The organism is Lysinibacillus sp. S1 (assembly GCF_044986265.1).
In the GTDB taxonomy this organism is placed as follows: Bacteria; Bacillota; Bacilli; order Bacillales_A; family Planococcaceae; genus Lysinibacillus; species Lysinibacillus capsici.
In genome coordinates, this window is record NZ_CP173154.1 from 1240351 (window position 1) to 1256899 (window position 16549).

Sequence of the window (16549 nt, forward strand, 5' to 3'; positions counted from 1 at the left end):
TGCTAAGAAATATACGTTTCGAAATTTGCTCGTTTTTGAATACAGGCTGCAGCACGTTCGCGATCATTTTCACTTTGGAAGCTAATGACTAGAATACCGAAAACATCTTCTCGTGATTCAACGATGCGAAGATTCGTAATACTAATTGCTTCATCTGCTAAAAAGCCCGTCACTTCAGAAATAACACCTGGATAGTCAGGAACATCAACATATAGATCGAATGGTGTATACATAGCCCCTGCACTAATCGGTAATTCATCTCTCAGTTCTTTGGCAACAGCAAAATAGTTTTCAATATCCTGTGAAGAACCCTCCATCAGCAGTTCCTTAATGCGTGTCATTTCTTTTTCCCAGCCATCTAATTGCGTGAGGAGTTCCTCGCGATTTTGCAGCGTAATATCTCGCCATAAGATAGGATTCGAAGAGGCAATTCGTGTCACATCACGAAAACCTCCTGCTGCAAGAGAACGTGTCATTGGGTACTCCCCATTTTCGCCACCTAATTGATGGACAAGTGAGGCTGCGATAACATGTGGAAAATGACTCACCACCGCTGTCATGTGATCATGCTCACTGGCAGATACACTGACTACTTTTGCATGGGTAAATTTCAGCAAACTTTCAAGCTGTGCCATATGAACAATTTCTTCCCCAGCGAGTGGCGTAAGCATGTAATATGCGTTTTCAAAAAGATGCGCCTTAGCAGCCAGCACACCACTTTTATGAGACCCCGCCATTGGATGTCCACCAATAAACGTTATGCCAAGTTCTCGTAATTCGCTGGCTTTTTGCATAATTAATTTTTTTGTACTTCCTGTATCTGTTACGATGACTTTATTTTTCAAGGGCCATGATTTTAATTGCTCCATCCAATCCAGTGTTGCATTAACGGGCGTACCGAAGATAATAACATCAACCTCAGCCGCAACAACCAGTGGATCTGCGACAATTTCATGCACAATATTTAATGTTTTTGCATGCTCGCGTGTTTGTGCGTCCATGTCGTAGCCAATAATTTTTGTTTCTGGTGCTTTTTGCAAAGCAAGGGCAATAGAACCTCCGATCAATCCTAGCCCTATAACGAGTACTTTGCGTGTCATGCAAATACCCCTTGTTGTTTTAACACTTCATCAAGTTGGCTAAGCAATGCTGCATTTTGAGCCTCTGTTCCAATTGTCACACGGATAAATCCTGGTAAGCCTAATGCATTACCACTGCGCACGATAAAGCCTCTTTTCATCAGCTCTTGGAAAACAACATCACTATCAGCATGGGTATCAAAGAAAATAAAGTTTGTATCAGATGGGAAGTATTTTAAATTATGCTTTTCACAAAATTCTACATATTGTTTTTTACCTTTTTCATTGGCTTCACGGCAGGCTTCAATATAATCTTGGTCACTGAGGGCAATGGCAGCAACAGCTTGACTTAAGATTGTATTATTGAATGGTGCACGCACAGGATCAAGCTTAGCAATAACATCAGGTTGGCCAATAGCATAGCCTACGCGGAACGAAGCTAAGCCATATGCTTTAGAGAATGTACGCAGTAAAAGCACATTCGGATACTCATTAATGATTGGTAACGTATCCTTGTGGTCTGGATGTGTAACATATTCAATGTATGCCTCATCAAGCACGACAAGGACATCGCTTGGAACCTTTGCAAGAAAGGCACGCAATGCAGCATCAGGAATGACAACTCCTGTAGGATTATTTGGACTACATACCCAAACAATAGAAGTTTGGTCATCAATCGCAGCCAACATTGCCTCTAGATCATGTGCTCCATCTTGACAAGGCACTTTACGTACTTCAGCACCTTCAATTTCAGCATTGTGCCAGTATTGAGAGAAGGAAGGGTCGGCCATAACCGTGTTTACCCCTGGATACAACAGAGCACGAGTAATAATAGCAATGATGTCATCAGAGCCGTTACCAAAAAGAAGCTGTGTCTCTTTCACACCTAGATGATTTGCCACAGCAGTACGTAGGTTTTGGGCATAGCCATCTGGATAAAGTGCATGATTCACTGCATTATTTTGTAAATAAGCTGTTACCTTAGGTGAGCACCCGAATGGATTTTCATTCGATGCCAATTTAATAACTTCCTTTAAGCCATATTCACGTTGTACTTCTTCAATTGGTTTACCTGGCTTATATGCTTGCATACCGTCCAATTGTTGTTTCCACTTCATCTAAAACATCTCCTCTACTTATTTAGCCTGAGCCAAATCTGGTCTTAATTTCACTGCATCATTGAGATACAAGTGCTTTACATCTTTTTGGGCTACCTCTACGTTTGCATGTATTAATACACGAATACATAATGGTAATGCTTCTGGCACATCCATTTCATGTGTACACATAACAGGGACATACTGCCAGCCATCCATCAAGCGTACTGCACGAGCAGGAAATGCTGAGGTAATATCTGGCGTTGTTGAAATGAGGATCGATGCGATATCATCAATGTCCACATTATTTGCTGCCACAACCTCACGCACTAATCTTGCTGTCTCATCCCATACAAGCTCTGGCTTGTCAGATTCAATTGTTATTGCTCCTCTAAGTCCACGAATCATACAAGCACCTCCGCTAATAACTGTCTATATTCAGCATCTATTTCTTGGCATTCTTCTAAATCAATAGCTTTGACAAAAGGCTTTCCAATTTTCTCCAAAAGAACAAATTGTAAAATGCCATATTCCGCTTTTTTATCTTTCATTAGGTAGCTAGATAATTGTTCAAATGAATAATCACTCACAGCCTTAAAAGGATAGCCGTTTTTTATCGCAAACTGTAAAAAGGATTGGGTGAACGTTCGATCAATTTCTCCATATCGTTCACTCAATAGAAGACAATAGACGAGTCCAATCATAACCGCCTCACCATGAGCCACTTTGCCATAACCCGCAGCTGCCTCAATGGCATGTCCATATGTATGGCCTAGGTTTAAAAACTTTCGAACGGATTGCTCTGTTTCGTCCTCAGCAACAATTTGTGCTTTCACTTCAATTCCTTTTTTTAGTTGCTTTGCTAGTTCATTTTGATTAAAATGGATCACCGAATCTCCTGTCATTAATTCCTCCAGCCAGTTCGGGTCAGAAATCATGGCATGCTTAATTAACTCTGCTGTTCCCGAACGTACCTCACGCTCTGATAAACTTTCTAAAAGAGCTGTATCATATATCACGCCTTCTGGCTGATAAAATGCGCCAATCATATTTTTTCCTAGTGGATGATTAATGGCAGTTTTTCCACCAACTGCGGAATCATGCGCTAGAATAGTCGTTGGAATTTGAATAAACGGAATCCCACGCATATAGGTTGCCGCAACAAAACCTGTTAAATCGCCAACTGCTCCTCCTCCAAAAGCAAAAATGAAGGATTTTCTGGAGCATTTTTGCTCTAATAAAAATGTTTGAGCAGCATTGTATTGATCAAAGGTTTTGCACGCTTCTCCACCTGGCAAAATAAAAACCTCAAAGTGGTACGGGAAATTTGCTTTGAAGTACTCTCCCTGTGCTGCCCAAACATTGACATCAGTAAACACAAAGAGCTTATCCGCTTTTTGAAGTTTATCAGCAAATGCCTCCACAGCTTCAGTTAGAAATTGATGCCCAAGAACAACTTCATATTGATGCGATTTTGTTGCTACTGGTACACGCATAACTTAGAACCCCTTTGTATATTGACGATGCTCGTCAATTTGAGCTTGTAATTGTGGTAGTTGATCACTATGGAATTGCTCTAAAATTGCATTCGCTATTTCCCAGGCAATAACATGTTCTGCAACTACAGACGCTGCTGGTACTGCACAGCTATCAGAGCGCTCAACACTCGCTTTAAACGGCTCTTTTGTTTCAATATCTACACTTTGTAATGGTTTATATAAAGTAGGAATTGGCTTCATCACACCACGTACAACAATTGGCATACCTGTTGACATACCGCCTTCTAAGCCACCAAGTCGATTGGTTGCACGAGTATAACCTTCTTCTTCAGACCAGATGATTTCATCGTGTACTTCAGAACCTTTTCGACGTGCCATTTCAAAGCCAAGTCCAAACTCTACTCCTTTAAATGCATTAATAGATAGCATAGCAGCAGCAAGCTTTGCATCCAGCTTACGATCATAATGTACATAAGAACCTACACCTGCTGGCATGCCTTCTACAATGACTTCTACAACACCACCGATCGAATCGCCGGCCTTTTTCGCTTCATCAATTGCCTCAACCATTTTCGCAGAGGCGATTGGATCTACACAGTAGCAAGGATCCGCTTCGACAATTGCACGAATTTCTTCTGTTGTTTTTCCTTCTATTAAAGAAGTATCGGCTTTAATTCCCACTATCTCTGTAACATGTGCAACAATGGAAATGCCTAGTTCATTAAGTAACGCCTTTGCCACAGACCCAACTGCTACTCGTACAGTTGTTTCACGCGCAGAGGAGCGCTCTAATACATTCCTTAAATCACGGTGACCATATTTCATGCCTCCAACTAAATCTGCATGACCTGGACGAGGACGTGAGATTTGACGCTTGATATCTTCAGGATTGATATCATCAGCTAGTGGCTCTGCACCCATAATTTTAGTCCAGTGCTTCCAGTCATCATTTGTGACAACGAGTGCAACAGGAGATCCAAGTGTCTGACCATGACGAACACCAGCTACAATCTCCACTGTATCTGTTTCGATTTGCATGCGGCGCCCACGTCCATGACCTCCTTGGCGACGTTTTAAATCGTGATTAATTTTTTCTGCTGTAATGGGTAAGAGTGACGGTAAACCCTCAATAATTGTCGTTAATTGAGGTCCGTGAGACTCACCTGCTGTTAAGTAACGCATAAACACTTTCTCCCTTCAACTCGCTAAAGTATGTATTTTTCACTATAACATATATTCTTTAAAAAAACAGTCCTTTTACGAATGTCTTTTAAGTAGTTACCATTTTCATAGATCTAAATGTGAATATTCTGAATGAAAGTTATAAAAAACACCTAGCTAAATTTTATAAAAAATACGCCTTTGCTTATGATAAGCGAAAAGCGTATGAATTATCTATGTTTAATGCTTGGTCAACTTTATGTACAATTGTGTTATTTGTACAAAGCTTTTCATCCATATTATTAATTATTTTTCCGATAGAAGAACGTGTCTTCTACATCAAATTCATAACGTGCTGGATTAAAAATTTGCTCTGTCGATCCAACAAATAAAACGCCATCCTTGCGCAGTGCTTTACTAAAATTATTATAAATTTGATCTTTCGCTTCTTCTGTAAAATAAATCATGACATTGCGACAAACAATTAAATCATAATTGCCATCATAAGAGTCATTCAATAAATTATGTTTCTTAAAGGTTACACAACGCTTAATCTCATCCTTCACGCGATAGAAGGAGCCTTCTTGTTCAAAATACTTTGCTTTAATATCACTTGGGACCTCGGCTAAAGAGCGTTCAGGGTAGACACCTAACTTCGCCTTTTGTATCACATTCTCATCTAAATCAGTGGCAATAATTTGAATTTGAGATAAAGGCACCAATTGAGATAATACCATTACTAAAGAATATGGTTCTTCTCCTGTCGAACAAGCCGCACTCCAAATTTTTAAACGCTTATTAGTTTGTAAAAGTTTCGGAAATATTTTCTTTTGTAATACTTCCCAGCGCTTTCCATTGCGATAAAATTCAGAAACATTGATCGTCATACGATCTAAGAATTCATTCATTAAATCACGATCTTGTTCGAGTGCCTTTAGAAAGTCTACAAAATTACGATAGCCCTTTTTCTCATAAAGAGAGGTTAATCGTCTTTTCATTTGCGCTTCTTTATATAACGCTAAATCTATTCCTGTTTTGCGCTTAATACCTTCTATAAACTGTTCATAATCAGACATATGGTCATCTTCCCCTCTAGCGTCGTATTACCATTATAGCGGAAAAGCCCCAATCCTGAAATAGTCTTTCTCATGTATGCAAATCTACTTTCTTACGTTTTGTTTTTCCTCTAAAAGTAATACTTTCGACTGTTCTAATTCAAGTCTCATTTTTTCTGTTTCAATCGTATAAGTTTCTAACCTAAGCTTTTCTAATTCTACTTCTTTTTCAACAGCCTTCAGTTTTATTTTTTGTTGTCTCGTACGAGCGTCTGTAAAAATTCCAGCTAGAGAAATAATGACGCCCCCAATTATCGCTACAATGGCAATTGACAATCCGTTCACTTCCTTTCGTTATTTTGATTATACGGCAAAATGGAAAAAATAGTTTCATTTTTCAGGAATTTATTCCAATAAAAAATGAAGGTAGTTTTTCACCACCCTCATTCTATCCATTATCGTTAGACTTGTATGCGATACTCTTTTAAATCTTCTCGTAATTTAGCCTTCAAGAATTTACCTACAGACGTTTTTGGTACCTCGTCAATGAAGACAATATCATCAGGAACCCATGATTTATGGAATTGGTGCTGTAGACTCTCTAGTAACTCTTCTTTTGTAATAGAACCCTTAAACTCTGGCTTTGCTACGACACAAGCTAACGGTCGCTCCAACCACTTTTCATGTGGAATGGCAATAACAGCTGCCTCAAAGACCTTTGGATGGGACATTAATGCATTTTCAAGCTCTACTGAAGAAATCCATTCGCCACCACTCTTAATTAAATCCTTTGTACGGTCGGTAATTTTTATATAGCCATCTGTTGTCATCACAGCAATATCGCCTGTATAGAGCCAGCCGTCTTTAAAGGCCTCTTCCGTTCGTTCATCCTGATAATACTCATTAGCAATCCATGGTCCTCTAATCGTAAGCTCTCCCATCGTTTTGCCATCCCAAGGCACTTCACCATTTTCATTGACAATCCTTGTATCAATAAGTGGCATCGTCATACCTTGTGTAATCCGAACATTCATTTTTTCATCAGCCGTATAGTCCTGCATATGTGTTAAATACGTGGATAGGCTTACAAGAGGTGAGGTTTCCGTCATACCGTAACCTGTCATGTAAGGGATATTAAGTTCTTGCTCAAAGCCTCGGACAAGACCAATTGGTGAAGCAGAACCTCCACAAACAATTAATCGCATAGACGATAGGTCACGAGGGTTTTGACGCTGCTCCTGTAGAACGCCCAGCCATATGGTCGGTACACCTGCTGTCAATGTAACTTTATATACATCAAATAATTCTAGCAATAGCTGTGGTGTAAACATAGGTCCCGGTAAGACCTGTGTAGAACCAAATGCGACACTGGCAAATGGTAATCCCCATGCATTCGCATGGAACATTGGCACAACAGGTAACACCACATCCGACTCACAAATTGCAATACTGTCAGCGAGACCAGCTGTTAAACTATGAAGTACAATACTGCGATGTGTATAGACTACTCCCTTTGGCATGCCCGTCGTTGCACTGGTATAGCACATGCCTGCAGGTGTATTTTCATCTAAATCTTCTGGGAATGTGAAATGTTCATCTGCCTCCGCAAGTAGCGATTCATAGGAAAGAGCATTTGGAATCGGTAAAGTTTCTACTGCAACAGCATCACCCATAATGATATAATGCTTTACCGTTTTCAGCTGAGAGACGATAGGTGCAATTAGTGGCACCAGATTATCATCTATTAATAATATTTCATCCTCGGCATGATTGATGACATAGGCAATATGCTCAGGGGATAATCGAATATTAATCATATGCAATACTGCTCCTGCACATGGTACAGCAAAATAGGCTTCCAAATGGCGATGGTGATTCCAAGCAAATGTGCCCACCTTCATTCCTCGATCCATCCCTAGTTTCGTCAAAGCATCGGCTAATCGGCGAGTCCGTTTGACATATTCTTTATACGTAAATTCGTGAATAGTAGTGGCACTTGTTCGAGAATAGATTTTCTTTGAGTGAAAAAATCGTTCTGCACGATTCAAAAAACTTGTTAATAATAAAGGTGTATCCATCATATGCATGATACCGCTTCCCTTCATCTACGATTTTAGAAACAATCAAAACAAAAACTATTTGAACTAGATTTTGCCGTTACCTCGGTTGCATGCGAATGGCACCATCTAGTYGAATGACCTCTCCATTTAACAAGCCATTGTGGATAATACTTTCAACMAAAAGAGCATATTCCGAAGGTTTTCCAAGTCGTTTAGGGAATGGTGTCATTTGAGCAAGAGCTGTTCGTGCAGGCTCAGGTAACGAAGCAAACATTGGTGTTTCAATTAATCCTGGCGCTATGGTCATCACTCGGACACCGATTTCCGCAAGCTCTCTTGCAATTGGCAACGTCATGGCTGCTACGCCACCTTTTGACGCGCTATAAGCAGCTTGTCCGATTTGCCCATCAAATGCAGCCACAGACGCGGTATTAATAATGACGCCACGCTGTCCATCCTCATTTGGCTCATTATGTTGCATTTTTTCTGCCACTAGACGGATGACATTAAACGTGCCAACTAAATTAACAGCAATCACTTTTTCAAATAACGCAAGGGCGTGTATACCACGCTTCGAAATAACTTTACTCGCATCTGCAATGCCAGCACAGTTCACTGCAACATTGATCTTGCCAAAAGCTGCAATAGCCTGCTCAAGGCCAGTCGCCACCTCCTCTTCCTTTGTGACGTCTACTCGTGCATAAAGGACATTTTGACCTAATTCTTCCACTAGAGCTTGTCCACGCTCATCATTGACATCAAAAATAATTGCTTTGCCACCCTGTCCTATTAATTTCCGAACGGTTGCCTCTCCTAAACCAGAGGCACCCCCTGTTACGACTGCCACCACTTCATGTTCCTTCATCAGACATATCCCCTTTTACATTTTTTCAATGATCGTGGCATTGGCCATTCCCATTCCCTCACAAATCGCCAACAAGCCGTAACGATAATTCTCTCGCTCCATTCGATAGAGCATGGTCGTTAACAATTTCGTACCTGTTGCCCCTAATGGATGTCCCAGTGCAATGGCTCCACCATCAGGATTGAGCTTCTGTGGGTCTCCTCCTATTTCATGCAGCCATACGAGCGGCACAGGTGCAAAGGCTTCATTTACCTCATATGTGTCGATATCCTCAATGTTGAGCCCTGACCGTTCTAATGCTTTTCTAGTAGCTTCGATTGGCCCTGTCAGCATTAATGTCGGATCAGAGCCCACGACCACTCTTGTCACAATTTTAGCGAGTGGTTGAATGCCTAGTTCTCTCGCTTTATCCAATGCCATTACGACTACAGCTGAGGCCCCATCACTCATTTGGCTCGCATTGCCCGCAGTAATCGCGCCATTCTCTTGAAAGACGGTTTTTAATCCATTTAAAATGTCAACGGTAGTTTCTGCACGAGGACCCTCATCTACCGCAAATGTTGTCACTGAGCCATCCTCTTGTGGAACTTGAATGGGTAGTATTTCAGCTTGGAAATGACCCGCTCTAATGGCGGAAATCGCCCGTTGATGGCTTTGATAAGCATAGCTATTTAGCTGTTCTTTCGATAAAGACCATTGGGAAGCGATTTTCTCTGCTGATAATCCTTGATGGATAATATCATAATTTTCCTGTAAGCGGTTACTAGCATGGGCATGTTGCATGTTTGAGCCCATTGGTACTCTTGACATACTTTCTACCCCACCAGCAATGACAATGTCCATATCCCCGGCTAAAATTGCCTGTGCTGCGAAGTGCACGGCTTGTTGGCTTGAACCACACTGACGATCAATGGTTACACCTGGCACACTATCGGGGAATCCAGCCATTAATAAAGAGGTCCTCGCAATATTTGCCCCTTGTTCAGCTGTTTGCGTCACACACCCCAAAATGACATCGTCTACTTGTTCCTTACCAATGCCTGCACGCTTTACAACCTCCTGTAATACATCAGCTGCTAAATCATCTGCTCGAACTTGACTTAATGCGCCCTTACTTCTTCCTATAGCAGTTCTCACAGCTGCTACAATCACCACTTCTCTCATGTCCATAACCCCTTTTCCTCGTCATCCTCTTAGTTTATTGACGAGTCTACTCAACTATTCCTCACTTAATTATCAGAATATTACATTATTTATTGTACATGACTAAGAAGTTTTTAACAATTCTATATGTTTCTAGTAAGAGATTATTCGTCGGAATGATCCCTCCCCTTTTTTGCGCAATAAAAAAGCAATCTCAAAAAATTGAGATTGCTTGATCTATTCGAAATTAAACTAAATCTTCACCGAAGAATAAGCCGATTTCGCGCTCTGCAGAAGCAAGAGAGTCAGAACCGTGGATGATGTTGTGAGAAACAGTTGTTGCGTAGTCTCCACGGATTGTACCTGGGTTAGATTCTTCAGGTTTCGTTGCACCCATCATTGTACGTGCAAGCTTGATTACGTTCTCGMCTTCCCATACCATAGCGAATACAGGACCAGAAGTGATGAAATCAACTRWTTCACYARAKAATSGASKYTCAGCATGCTSAGCATAGTGCTTTTCTGCTAATTCTTTAGGAATTACCATTAATTTAGCACCTTTCATTACAAAACCGCGACGTTCGAAACGATCAACGATGTCTCCAATTACTTGACGTTCAACTCCGTCAGGCTTAACCATTAAAAAAGTTTGTTCAATTGCCATGTTTAAAACACTCCTTAAATTCGTCTAACAGGTTTTACACCTACCGATAAATATTAACAAAAAATGAGCTTTTGTACAACAAAAAGCTAGAATTTGCGCTTACCCATGAACAATGCTACATCACGTAATTTTTTCTTAACGGGATGTTTTGGTAAAGCATCAATTTCTTGTAAGGCTTTTTTCAAATATTTATCACTCATACGATTAGCTTGCTCAATCGCATGAGATTTACGCACATATTGCAACATATTTTGACGTTCCGATTCTGTTAACGTGCCTGCAAACACTTTAACTAAGTATGGTTGCATCTCCGGATCATCTTTCAACAATAAAATCGGTAAAGTAATATTGCCCTGTAGTAAGTCACTACCTGCTGGCTTCCCTAGTTCTTTATCGGTTGCCATAATATCTAAAACATCATCGATAATTTGGAAGCTCATGCCTACAAAGTAGCCGAAGCGCTTTAAATGCCGAACTGTTTTAGCATCAACCCCCGCTGCCACAGCTCCTAGCTCACAGCTTGAAGAAATAAGTAATGCTGTTTTGCGTTTGATTCTTCTAAAGTAATCTTTTAAACCTTGATCTAATCTAAATTTATCTTCAATTTGAATGACTTCACCGTTACAAATCTCCACCATCGTACGCGCTAAAATTTGATGAACAAGTGGGTCTTCTAACTTTGTTATATATTCCAGCGCACGTGCGAAAATAAAATCGCCTGTGTACATTGCTACCCTGTTATTCCACTGTGATTTGACAGTTGGGCGCCCTCTTCGCATATTGGAGTCGTCAATGACATCATCATGTACAAGCGATGCCATATGAATGAGTTCTAAAGGMACTGCTACAYCCTTCATCTTCTCAATGTCATAATCACCAAATTTTGCGCCTAGTAACACAAAAATTGGTCTTATCCGTTTGCCACCAGCTTGTAATAAATGGAGAGAAGCATCGTTGATCAAATATGAAGATGAGTCCACCGCTTTTTCTAACTCTTGTTCAATGATTTCGATATCTGATTTCAAATCGGAATAGAGTAGTTTTAACTTCATCTTTTCCACGTGTGAAAACCTTCCCCCATTAACGTATCTTTTTAAAGCCCATATGCATTGCCGCAGCCCCGCCACTGTATGCTTTGTACGTTACTTTTTCTAATCCTGCCTGCTCAAACAATGCCGCTAACCTTTTCATACCTGGGAAATCATTCGCAGATTCCTGAAGCCAAGAATACTCCTTATAGCTTTTCGCAAATATTTTACCAAATATCGGCATTATATATTTAAAATAAAAACGGAACAGCTGACGATAACCAGGGATTTCAGATTGAGATGTTTCTAAACAAACCACCATTCCACCCGGTTTAACAACACGATGCATTTCCTTCAAAACTTGTAAATAATCAGGTACATTGCGAAGACCAAAGCCGATTGTCACATAATCAAACGTATCATCTGGAAAAGGCAACTCCATTGCATTTCCATGAATGAGTTCAATTTGTGGGTATGGCTMTACCTTTTTTTCGCCAACTTTCAGCATGTTTTGACTAAAGTCAAGCCCTTTTACTTCTCCACTTTCACCAACAGCCTCTGCCAATGCGATTGTCCAGTCTGCGGTGCCACAGCATACATCAAGTGCTTTTGATCCAGGTTTTACAGCCATGTGCTTCATCGTATCGTTACGCCAGCCAACATGCATCTGGAAACTAATTACACCATTCATTTTATCGTAGTTTTCCGAAATACTTTCAAATACTTCGTGAACGTGTTCTTCTTTCGTTTTAGCCATTTTGAAAAACCTCTCTTATCCGTTAGTAGAAGCAATGGATGCCTCTACATGTGCATGTAAAGCTTGTTTGATATCACTTTGTAAAAAGGATGCCTGATTAATGATCTGTGATAGCTCTGTTTTTAAATGCACAATTTTCCCTTGGATGACGCTATTAAAGGTTGCGCCATTACGTCTGACACTTTCTTCTAGTGCCTTACCCATTAAAGACATTTGCCCACGTTGATAAGCTGTCCATTCTTTTTCTAAACGCAAGATTAATAAGCTTTTTTCTATAAGTGGTATATATTCACTGAAAGAATAAAGATCAAAAAATTGAGCAATTAACCCAGATTCTATCGTACTCATCGATGTATACCACTGTTCCATTGTTCGTTGTTTATTTTCATAAACCTTAATTTGGTTTTCACATCGTGCCACAATACCTTGTGACAAGTTTCGAATTAATGCAACATTCCCTGACATTGCTAATATTTCATAATAACGACCACTATAAAAATCCCCAGCTAATACGGTAAGCTGCTGTTCTTTTGATGTTGCGTCTAATTCTTTTATATGATCGTGAGCCGCTAATGCTGCGTACACTATGCCAACAGTAATTGCAGCCTCTTGTTGCTCTTGTTGCCACTCTTCACCATTCAAAAACGGGATTAACAAATAAAACAGTTGATTTTCATCTAGCACAGGTACACCTGTGTATTTTTGCAAAGTTCTATGACGAACATCCATGAAAATCTCTGTTTTTAACTGTGCAATTGAATTTTGAAKGTATGTTGCATTCATAGACCTTACTCCATTTCACTTTCAGATACGTTAGCCCTATACAAGGCCAAACGCTTGCTTACTGAGTCATTATAGCATACGCAACGATGCGGAATAAAAAAAATTTGCTTTCTTCATAGCACAGGCAGTAAAGCTCTCCCATAATTGAATGTTGGAATGCTAACTGCCCATAGACCTTATACTAAGTTTTTCACATCTAGTGTTTTTATATGTGTTGTAGAACGTTGAACAGCATTAAAACCTATCGTCAGAAACAAAATTTCTTATTTTTTCGCTTCGCTATTGATCACGCCATGTGCTGTATGAATTTGCGCTTTACCGCGTATTTTCATGGCAGACGTGTGTTCTGTAAATTGAGCAATCATTACTTCGCCGGCATCTAATTTCTCTGAATGATGGAATTTCGTATCAGTTCCACGTGTTAATCCAATGACATGTACACCATCTTCTTCTGCTTGAATAACAATATAATCTTGTGACATCTTTGTACACTCCTTAAATCCGACAAATTCTTAGTTCATCATAACATAATTAGACACGCAATTTAAGACATTTGAATAAATGATAGTACTTCTCTACGTTTCACTTCATCTTCCTCATAAATACCGCGTGCAACAGATGTCACCGTTTTAGAACCAGGTTTTTTTAATCCACGCATTGTCATACACATATGCTCAGCCTCGATCACAACATAGACACCTTTTGGCGAAAGCATCTCCATTATTGTGTCTGCTACTGAAGAGGTAATACGCTCBTGTAGTTGTGGTCTGCGGGCAATCGTCTCCACTGCACGTCMTAACTTACTCAGTCCAGCAACAACGCCGTCATTTGGTATGTATGCAACATGTGCTTTGCCATAGAAAGGTACTAGATGATGCTCACACATCGAATAAAAAGGTATATCTTTGACAAGCACTAGTTCTTCATGATCCTCATGAAATACCGTTTTAAAATAATCTTTAGCATCCTCATGCAAGCCGCTGAACATTTCGGCATACATTTTTGCTACACGCTTCGGCGTATCCAATAAACCTTCACGATTTACATCTTCACCTACCGCTTCTAAAATCATTTTTACCGCTTCTTCTATTTTTAATAAATCAATATTCGACATCAAAAAACCCTCCTGCATATCAAAACATTACACATTTCCCTATGCATCGTAGCACATCCAAAAGGTAAGCGCAAAATGACTTACCTGATTCATCAGAAATTCGCTTCTAGATAAGAAAATCACTGTATATTATTATGTAAAATTCAAATTTGAAGTTAAAAAGAGCAGCCTTCATGTTCGTTAACATGAAGACTGCTCTATGTAACTACTAGACGTGTATTATTTTACCGCGTCTTTAAGCGCTTTACCTGGTTTGAAAGCAGGCACCTTGCTAGCAGCKRKTTCKWTWTSTKKRSCAGKKYGYGSRWWRMGAYCTYYAMGAGCCGCACGTTCACSTACTTCAAAGTTACCAAAACCAATTAATTGTACTTTGTCACCCTTTGCAAGAGCATCTTGAATTGTATCAAATACAGCTTCAACTGCTTTAGAAGCGTCTTTTTTAGAAAGACCTGCAGCTTCAGCAACAGAGTTTACTAATTCTGTTTTATTCACACCATTCACCTCCTCTCAAAGGGTCATGAACCAATTCTGTAAAAAGAGTAACACATAGAAAACCGCTACGCAACTGTATTCATACATGATTATAACCAAAAAATCAGTTTTTCACCCAAAAAACAAAAATAAAAGGACTTTTCGCATAAAAACGAAAAGCCCTGCGTATATTTTTTGCATTTTTTCTGAATTTTATCACTATAAAATAAATGTTACTAAACCACGATCTCCTTCGTTAACCATTCGTTCAATCGTCTGACGCATACGTTTTTTGGCAGTAGATGGAACTGCATCCATTTTATAACGAATCCCCTCTTTTAMTACTTCATGCAATGGKGTGCCAAATAATTGTGTATTCCATAAGGCATCACGATCATGTAAATAAGCATGATTTAAATCTTTTAGAAGTTGCTGACTATGGAACTCTGAGCCAATTAACGGTGCAAATTCTGACTCCATATCAACTCGGATAATATGATAGGATGGCGCTTTTGCCTTCATTCGTACGCCGAAGAAATTATTCTGTTTAATGAGCTCTGGGGCTGTTGGCTCAAATTCCTGCATCATTGGCAATGTCACGCCATAGCCTGTCGTATCAGCATCGTGAATAGCACTTTTAAAGCGTTTTTGGGCCTCTTTTGCCTCTGCCGCCTCTTTGATAAAGAGTAACCAATCTTTTTTCGTTTCAATTGGTTCTTCTAGCCATTCATTACAAACTGATTTATACAATTCACCCTGTAGGGATACCCGAATTACAGCTGTTCCTACACCTGCATCTACATGAACAACTTCACTTTGGTCAATAAAGTCAATGGCTTTAAAGGCATCTGACGCCTGTTGCACATCTCGAATTTTCATAACAGAAGAAAGGACTTCCTCCATCGAATCAATCAATGCAACATTTAATGGATGTGTAGCATCTAATACATCCAGCCAGTCTGGTTTTTCCACCTCAATGGTACGAATTGGGAATTCAAATAACGCCTCTTGTAAAATATATTGAATATCCGTTTCTCTCATTTGATCAATGGACATCGCAATAACAGGGACATTGTAACGTTCAAACAATYCADTGCGAAGCTGAACCGTTTCTTCTCTCGCAGGCATTTGGCAATTGAGTAAGATGACAAATGGTTTGCCGATGTCTTTTAATTGCTCTACAATTTCCTCTTCTGCCTTCTCTGCTGCTCGTCGACTGATTCCGTTCACTGTACCATCAGKCGTTACGACAATACMAATATTCGCATGATCGCGAATCACCTTATCTGTGCCAATTTTAGCGGCTTCCTGAAATGGAATTGGCTCCGTATGCCAAGGCGTATGAACAAATTTTGGTCCATTTTCATCCTCATAGCCTTTTGTCCCATCGATAATATAACCAACACAATCTGCTAATCGAATTTGGAATGGCATTTCATCTTCACCGACCACAATACGGGTTGCTTGGGCAGGCACAAACTTCGGCTCAGCAGTCATAATGACTGGCCCCGGAGAACTTTGTGGCAACTCATCTTGTGCTCGCATTCTTTCCGTTTCATCCACAATGTTTGGTAACACGACTGATTCCATTACCTTTTTTACAAATGTTGATTTACMTACACGTACTGGACCGACAACACCAATATAAACATCGCCATTTGTGCGCTCTGCAATTTCTCTAAATACTGCTTCACTCAAGGTTTCTGCCTCCTTTATCTACGCTTTTTCACTATATGCAAGCCTGTAGACAAATATGAAAAAGCCCCTCACAAA

At 40.0% G+C, this 16549-nt stretch carries 16 protein-coding genes and 2 pseudogenes; all 18 read right to left on the minus strand.

All coding sequences use genetic code 11. The features are described from left to right. Window positions 1-2 precede the first annotated feature (2 nt). Window positions 3-1100 (minus strand): prephenate dehydrogenase, encoded by a 1098-nt coding sequence (locus ACHZEU_RS06525; RefSeq protein WP_279494465.1) that lies wholly within the window; start codon window positions 1098-1100, stop codon window positions 3-5. After that, window positions 1097-2197 (minus strand): histidinol-phosphate transaminase, encoded by a 1101-nt coding sequence (gene hisC / locus ACHZEU_RS06530; RefSeq protein WP_066037622.1) that lies wholly within the window; start codon window positions 2195-2197, stop codon window positions 1097-1099. Before hisC ends, ACHZEU_RS06525 begins: the two co-directional genes overlap by 4 nt. An 18-nt stretch (window positions 2198-2215) precedes the next feature. After that, entirely contained in the window at window positions 2216-2584 is a 369-nt protein-coding gene (aroH, locus tag ACHZEU_RS06535) for a chorismate mutase (protein WP_004232646.1), read from the minus strand. Further along, entirely contained in the window at window positions 2581-3672 is a 1092-nt protein-coding gene (aroB, locus tag ACHZEU_RS06540) for a 3-dehydroquinate synthase (protein ID WP_016994409.1), read from the minus strand. Before aroB ends, aroH begins: the two co-directional genes overlap by 4 nt. Before the next feature lie 3 nt (window positions 3673-3675). Then, window positions 3676-4857 carry a chorismate synthase gene (gene aroC / locus ACHZEU_RS06545; protein WP_004232644.1) on the minus strand — a complete coding sequence of 394 codons (1182 nt, stop codon included), beginning with the start codon at window positions 4855-4857 and terminating at the stop codon, window positions 3676-3678. 281 nt (window positions 4858-5138) lie between these two features. After that, the gene (locus ACHZEU_RS06550; RefSeq protein ID WP_048389829.1) at window positions 5139-5912 is read right to left on the minus strand and encodes a protein-glutamate O-methyltransferase CheR; all 774 of its coding nucleotides are present in this window, start codon (window positions 5910-5912) and stop codon (window positions 5139-5141) included. Between the two features lie 84 nt (window positions 5913-5996). Further along, the gene (locus ACHZEU_RS06555) at window positions 5997-6227 is read right to left on the minus strand and encodes a hypothetical protein (RefSeq protein ID WP_048389827.1); all 231 of its coding nucleotides are present in this window, start codon (window positions 6225-6227) and stop codon (window positions 5997-5999) included. Window positions 6228-6352: 125 nt separating this feature from the next. Continuing rightward, window positions 6353-7978 carry a long-chain fatty acid--CoA ligase gene (locus ACHZEU_RS06560; protein WP_048389825.1) on the minus strand — a complete coding sequence of 542 codons (1626 nt, stop codon included), beginning with the start codon at window positions 7976-7978 and terminating at the stop codon, window positions 6353-6355. Between the two features lie 70 nt (window positions 7979-8048). Further along, window positions 8049-8816, minus strand: coding sequence for a 3-hydroxyacyl-CoA dehydrogenase (locus ACHZEU_RS06565; RefSeq protein ID WP_404804243.1), 768 nt, complete (start codon window positions 8814-8816; stop codon window positions 8049-8051). Window positions 8817-8831: 15 nt separating this feature from the next. Beyond that, complete coding sequence (locus ACHZEU_RS06570; protein ID WP_054550709.1) at window positions 8832-9980, minus strand: thiolase family protein; 1149 nt, start codon at window positions 9978-9980, stop codon at window positions 8832-8834. 226 nt (window positions 9981-10206) lie between these two features. Further along, window positions 10207-10623: pseudogene (gene ndk, locus ACHZEU_RS06575) on the minus strand (nucleoside-diphosphate kinase). An 86-nt stretch (window positions 10624-10709) separates the two neighbouring features. Beyond that, window positions 10710-11684, minus strand: coding sequence for a heptaprenyl diphosphate synthase component II (hepT, locus tag ACHZEU_RS06580; RefSeq protein ID WP_404804245.1), 975 nt, complete (start codon window positions 11682-11684; stop codon window positions 10710-10712). A 19-nt stretch (window positions 11685-11703) separates the two neighbouring features. Next, window positions 11704-12408: a demethylmenaquinone methyltransferase gene (locus ACHZEU_RS06585; RefSeq protein ID WP_404804246.1), complete on the minus strand. Its 705-nt coding sequence runs from the start codon at window positions 12406-12408 to the stop codon at window positions 11704-11706. 15 nt (window positions 12409-12423) lie between these two features. Beyond that, window positions 12424-13191 (minus strand): heptaprenyl diphosphate synthase component 1, encoded by a 768-nt coding sequence (locus ACHZEU_RS06590; protein WP_404804247.1) that lies wholly within the window; start codon window positions 13189-13191, stop codon window positions 12424-12426. A 263-nt stretch (window positions 13192-13454) separates the two neighbouring features. Beyond that, entirely contained in the window at window positions 13455-13673 is a 219-nt protein-coding gene (gene mtrB / locus ACHZEU_RS06595) for a trp RNA-binding attenuation protein MtrB (RefSeq protein WP_004232621.1), read from the minus strand. Window positions 13674-13735: 62 nt separating this feature from the next. Then, window positions 13736-14305, minus strand: a complete 570-nt coding sequence (folE, locus tag ACHZEU_RS06600) for a GTP cyclohydrolase I FolE (RefSeq protein WP_404804248.1) — start codon at window positions 14303-14305, stop codon at window positions 13736-13738. A 219-nt stretch (window positions 14306-14524) separates the two neighbouring features. Then, window positions 14525-14797: pseudogene (locus ACHZEU_RS06605) on the minus strand (HU family DNA-binding protein). A gap of 198 nt (window positions 14798-14995) precedes the next feature. Further along, a complete protein-coding gene (gene spoIVA / locus ACHZEU_RS06610; protein WP_404804249.1) occupies window positions 14996-16474 on the minus strand; it encodes a stage IV sporulation protein A in 1479 nt (492 codons plus the stop codon). Window positions 16475-16549 lie beyond the last annotated feature (75 nt).